Source organism: Olivibacter sitiensis DSM 17696 (genome assembly GCF_000427965.1).
Taxonomy (GTDB): Bacteria; Bacteroidota; Bacteroidia; order Sphingobacteriales; family Sphingobacteriaceae; genus Olivibacter; species Olivibacter sitiensis.
This window is the reverse complement of the sequence record NZ_ATZA01000039.1, coordinates 52,291-58,290: the sequence shown is the minus strand read 5'-3', so window position 1 is coordinate 58,290 and position 6,000 is coordinate 52,291. Positions and strand designations below refer to the sequence as shown.

The following is a 6,000-nucleotide window of genomic DNA, read 5'->3' as shown; positions in this document are numbered from 1 at the left end:
AGATTGTCTTCCAGCTGTTCCGGCTTTTTAGCTCCGATGATGACCGATGTCACTACCGACTGGTGCAACAGCCAGGCCAGGGCAATCTGTGCAACGCTTACCTCCTTGTCCTCTGCAATGCCCTGCATGACGTCGATGATATCAAAAGCTTTTTCCTTATTGACGGGAGGAAAATCAAAATTCANCCGACGCCCATCCTCCACAATACTATTCCTACCGTACTTTCCGCTCAAGAGGCCTCCCGCCAACGGACTCCAGACCATCAATCCGATTTTTTGGTCCAATAATAATGGAACGAGTTCTCGCTCCAGGTCGCGCCCGGCAATGGTATAATAAGCCTGCAAGGAAACAAACTTGGCAAGGTACTCCCGTGACGAAATCCCAAGGGCCTTCATCAGCTGCCAGGCTGCCAGGTTACTGCAGCCGATATAGCGCACCTTTCCCGCCTGCACTATATTATCCAGTGCATATAGCGTCTCTTCAAGCGGTGTCCTTGCATCAAATCCATGTATCTGGTACAGGTCGATATAATCGGTATTCAAACGTTTCAGGCTTTCATCCACCTGCTGCAGGATGTGCTTGCGACTCAGGCCTATTTCATTGGGTCCCTCTCCCATTTTTCCCCTCACCTTGGTAGCAATGACCAGGTTGTTCCGGTTTAGTCCCAAGTCCCAAATGGCCGTTCCGGTCATCTCTTCGCTCAGGCCCTCGCTATATACATTGGCCGTATCTATGAAATTGATGCCCGCGTCAATGGCCGTTTTCACTAAGGTATCTACATCGTCCTGTGGCAGGGTGCCAATGGCCGTCCACATCCCTTTGCCGCCGAAAGTCATGGTTCCCAAGCATAGTTCGGAAACTTTTAGCCCCGTATTTCCCAAAAAATTGTATTTCATCTTATCCGTAATAGTTTAGTTGGTATATGTCGTTTTTATTTAAACAACTTCTTTAGGAAAATGTTGCGCCACCATTACCCTGTTTCGACACCGAAATGTCAACATAACAGAAAACACCTTCTTCCTACTGTACGGAATCGAACCATTACTGTCCGATTCCGTACACCTACTACATCCAGAAGCTTCGATTGCGCACCATAATGACCGCTTTCCTTGCTGGCAGGTTTGTTGTGAACAATTTTTATAGAGACTGACATTTAATGTCTCAAATCTGATGTCTCAATACGCAATACGATGCTAAAGAACTATATCAAAATCGCCTGGCGGAATTTATACAAGCATAAGTTCCATACAATGCTTAACGTAGTTGGACTGGCCTGTGGGCTGGGTTTCACCTTGATTATCGGGGCATATATATGGCAGGAGTCCACCTACAATGACCAATTGAAGGACCTGGAGCATCAATATATCATCCAAAGTGAGTGGAAAAGCTCCGAAATGGGACTTCCCATCACTACCCTTGCTCCTTTGCCCAAGGCCTTGAAAGACGAATATCCCGATCTGGTACGCAACTATTACCGTTTTGACGGACTTACCTGCATTCTGTCGCATGGCGATAAAATATACAGCGAGGAGACCGCCCTTGGCGATAGCACCTTGCTTGCCATGTACGATATGCCCTTGCTGTATGGTGACGCACGTACCGCCTTGAAAGAGCCTTTTTCGGCAGTCATCACAGACGAGATAGCCATGAAATATTTCGGTAAGGTGGATGTACTGGGCGAGCAGATCGACATAAAAAACTTTGCCGGGGAAAAACGCCCTTTCACCATTATGGCCATAATGGATAGGACAACAAGTAACTCTGTCATTCACCTGAATGAAAGCTTGAACAATAAGTTGTTTCTCTCTACGGGAGCCGCCGATTTCTTTGGACGGGACCTCGGGCGTTGGGATAATCCCTTCATCATCGGTTTTGTGCAGCTGCAACCCGGTATTACCAGGGAGATGCTGACAAAACCACTACAAGATTTGCTGAACAAGCATGCCGATGAAAGGATTGCCGAAGGCCTCACTCCCATCCTTTACCCCCTGAACAATTTTCATGTAGAAAAGGACAACGGTCTTATATCTGGGATGCTATGGACCCTCGGTCTTGCCGCCAGCTTTATCCTGTTCATGGCCATTATCAATTTTGTGAATATCAGCGTACAGGGAGCCACGTCCAGGTTGAAGGAAATAGGTGTCAGGAAAGTAATGGGCAGTAGCAGAAATCAGCTGGGACTGCAGTTCATGGGCGAGTCCATCTTAATGGTGGCCATGGCATTTGCGGTGGCCTTACTGCTTTATCCGCTCATTTCCCCACTTTTTACGGCCATACTGGGCAAGGAACTTCCCAAGATATCTACTTTTCCTTTGTCGGTCTGGATGTGTATGGGCGTCTCTTGCCTCCTTATCGGTATACTGGCGGGGCTTTACCCGGCCATTCGCCTATCGGGCCTGAAAACGGTTTACTCCGTAAAAGGAAAAATCGCTCCCAATTGGGGGAATACTTCTTTCCTGAAATCCCTGGTAGGCTTTCAGTTCATGATAGCGTTGGGCATTTTTATGGCATCGGGTATCATATCTCGCCAAGTTTCCTTGTTCTTTGGCAATAACCTAGGCTATGATAAAGAATCGCTCATTACGGTAAAGGTGCCGAGGGACTGGTCGGAGACAGGACTAAGCCGCATGAAAGCGGTACAGCAAAGCTTGATGGGTCTACCCCAAATAGAGCAAGTAAGCCTTTCCTATGATGTGCCTGGAGGACAAGGGTTGATGTCGTCCGGTACCCTGCAAATGGCAAAGGAGACGGGCGAACATAGTGCTGGCGTATCTGGTCAGTATATCCGTTCCGACCTGCAGTTCATCGAGACCTATAAGATACCCCTATTGGCTGGAAAATTCCTTGACGACAACATCGACCCCGAATTGGCCAAAGTCGTCATCAACGAACAAGCATCAAAATTGCTGGGTTTTAATGACCCAAGCGCTGCATTGAACCAGCGTGTATACCTAAAGCCAAACGATTTTCCGGCGACCATTGTAGGCGTGACGAAAGATTTCTATGCTATGTCCATGCACGACCCCTTAAGTCCCGTGATCTGGACCAATGTCAAAGCGGACAACCTCTTCCGCTTTTTCACCATCCGCCTCCAATCCGGCAACCTGGCGCAGCACCTCGCCGGCATAGCGCACGAATGGAAAAAATTGCTGCCCGAGGCCCCGTTCGAGTACAAATTCGTAGACGAGAACATAAACAGGCTATACCGTACCGAAATGCAACTGAAAAATGCGACCTATGCGGCCACCGCCCTGGCCCTTGTCATCGTATTATTGGGTATCGTCGGTTTGGTATCGCTCGACGTGCAAAAACGAAAAAAGGAAATCGGCATCCGCAAGGTATTGGGAGCCAACGTAGGCGGTATCATCGCCTTGTTCATCAAAGGGCTATCGCTCACCTTTATGGCAGCTGTTTTCATTGCTTGCCCTTTGGCCTACTTGCTCATGGACAAATGGCTGGATAATTACCATATGCGGATTGAGCTACAACCCATGTATTTTATAATACCCATATTATTGCTGGCTGCTATTGCCTCACTTTTCGTGGGATTACAAACATGGCGTGTTGCAAGAAGCAATCCCGTGGAATCTTTGCGCGATGAATAAATCGTTGCCCAAAGTCTTTTTGGGCAAAATCTTCGTTTTTTCATTGAAGAGAAAATCGTTTTTTTGTAATTACCCCTTCTTTAGTGCTAGAAGTATTTCTCGGTAGGTATTTTTTTGTAGATTTAGCCTGATTAATATCCACTGAATCTATGAAAATATTTTATCAAGCCTTTACTGTATTACTTTTTCTTCTTTCTGTTTTATCCGGCAACCTATTAATTGCCCAAGAGGTCAATGCCTCCAATGTAGACTCCTTGGCCAAATCGATTGAATCGCAACCCGATGAAAAACTAAAGGCTAAGATCATGTGGGAAGTAGGCAGGCACTATGGTAACTCACAAAAGTATGAAGAAGCGATATCCCTGTTTCATAAAGCAATTCCTCTACCAAAAGGTCAAAGATTTTAATCAGTTGACCCGTATCTATAGTGGACTGGCTCAGTGCAATTTTGGTGCCCAATCATTGGACTCTGTTCCGAAATACCTAGAGCTGGCCAACAGTACATCTTTAAAAGGTAACTCAGACAGTTTGATCTCAACAACCTTTATGCGAGGAATCGTCATTCACGAGCAGATGGGTAATCGAAAGGAATCGTTACAAATGGCGAGAGAATTCTTGGATGTAGCTCAGAAGAAAAAGAATCAGGTCATGATCGGTGATGCTAGACTTCATCTCGGACAGATTAATATGTATTCGGGCAATGCCAAGGAAGCCTTGAAGCAATTTAAGATAGTGGAAGGGATATACGAAAAAGCCAAAGATCCAGCAAAAGTCCTTAGCATCTGGGCGAATATGGGGAATTATTATATGTATGTGGATAAATTGGATACAGCGGATATTTATTTGAGAAAAGCATTGAGTAAAGCTAAAGAAATAGACGATAAATTAAATCAGATAAACGTATTATATCAGCTGGCTGCGATGGCAAATCAGTTGAAAGATACTACCCAGTTGTCTCAATGGGTTGAAGAAGGGAAAGCACTATCAGATGCTGCGAACCACAAAAGTGCCTCGCTATTTTTTACCACAATGAGTGATTGGGAAGAGTTCAACAGACTGACCAGAAAGGATGGTAAAGACGGCCATTACACCCTGCCGCCTGAAAATCGGGAAGAATTAATAAAACTACTCGAACGGATGGATGAAAATCTACAGACATTCAAGAAAGTGTCCACCAGTGTAGAAACATGGATACAAAACCATTATGCTTTAGCGTATGGTTATGCACTATTAGATAATTACAAAAAGGCATATGACCATCTAATGGCCTACAATTCCCTGAAAGAACGATATTCTAATGAAACAAAGACCAATGAATTCGTAGGCTTGGAAAGAAAAATCGCGGAAGAGGCGGCCACGGCAGAGGTGGAACAAGCACGTATGATGCGCAATGTTAGCTTGGCAAGCGGTGCGTTTATTTTGGTTTTGGCATGTGTGGCAGGATATGCCTATTATCAAAAGCGAAAAGATAATAGAATCATCCAATTGGAGCGGCAGAAGTCGGACGATCTTCTGTTGAATATATTGCCTCAGGAAGTAGCTGATGAACTCAAAAAAAATGGCAATTCGACGGCAAAGCATTTCGATGAGGTATCTGTTCTGTTTACCGATTTTGTCAATTTTACGGCGAAATCAGAACAATACGGTGTACAGCAGTTACTCGACGAACTGAACGTTTGCTTTACCGCCTTTGACCATATTATGGAAAATTATGGTTTGGAAAAGATCAAGACCATAGGTGATGCCTAACTTGCAGTGAGCGGCCTGCCTTTGGCCAATGGGGAACATGCCAAGAATGCCGTTCATGCGGCTTTGGACATATTGGATTTTATGGAGAAACGTAAAGAACAAAATCCTGATACCTTGGAAATAAGGATAGGGATACATTCGGGCTCTGTCATTGCTGGCATTGTTGGCGTCAAGAAATTTGCCTACGACATATGGGGAGATACGGTCAATACGGCCGCTCGCATGGAACAAAACAGTGAACGAGGACGGTTGAACGTGTCCGAGGCAACCTATTACTTGACTCAAAATGAATTCGAATTTGAGTTTAGAGGTAAAATAAAGACAAAGGGAAAGGGAGAACTGGATATGTATTTTGTCAATAGGGAAAAGTAATCTTTTTGTACATTAACACCATCAATCGCGATCATTAGATGAATTATCAACATTACCTTTTTCGGATCTGTTTAGTTATTTGTTCATTTTTCTATTTAGCTTCCCCCGCTTCGGGCCAAAACAACAGCATCACACCAGATACACTCCTTCTAAAAAGTTCAGATGATGTATGGTATCCACCAAAGGAATGGAAATATACCCCTCACGACAATCCTACATTCGCTAAATCCGATTTTGATGATACAAACTGGAGAACCGTTCGGCCACGAAAGAA

The 6,000-nt window shown here is 44.9% G+C and carries 3 protein-coding genes and 1 pseudogene; 3 read left to right on the top strand and 1 reads right to left on the bottom strand.

The window, feature by feature from the left end:
* Positions 1 to 815 (bottom strand): aldo/keto reductase (locus tag A37S_RS0117185; RefSeq protein WP_425414411.1); only part of this gene is annotated, 815 nt, incomplete at its 3' end.
* 375 nt (positions 816 to 1,190) lie between these two features.
* Between A37S_RS0117185 and A37S_RS0117180 the strand changes: the two genes are divergently transcribed.
* The 3 genes and pseudogenes from A37S_RS0117180 (at position 1,191) to A37S_RS28225 (ending at position 5,726) form a co-directional block, all read left to right on the top strand.
* Positions 1,191 to 3,605, top strand: a complete 2,415-nt coding sequence (locus A37S_RS0117180) for an ABC transporter permease (RefSeq protein ID WP_028298062.1) — start codon at positions 1,191 to 1,193, stop codon at positions 3,603 to 3,605.
* Positions 3,606 to 3,754: 149 nt separating this feature from the next.
* Entirely contained in the window at positions 3,755 to 4,012 is a 258-nt protein-coding gene (locus A37S_RS27540; RefSeq protein ID WP_028298061.1) for a hypothetical protein, read from the top strand.
* Positions 3,933 to 5,726 (top strand): annotated as a pseudogene (locus tag A37S_RS28225) (adenylate/guanylate cyclase domain-containing protein). The gene A37S_RS27540 and the pseudogene A37S_RS28225 overlap by 80 nt, the downstream one beginning before the upstream one ends.
* The last annotated feature ends 274 nt before the right edge of the window (positions 5,727 to 6,000 follow it).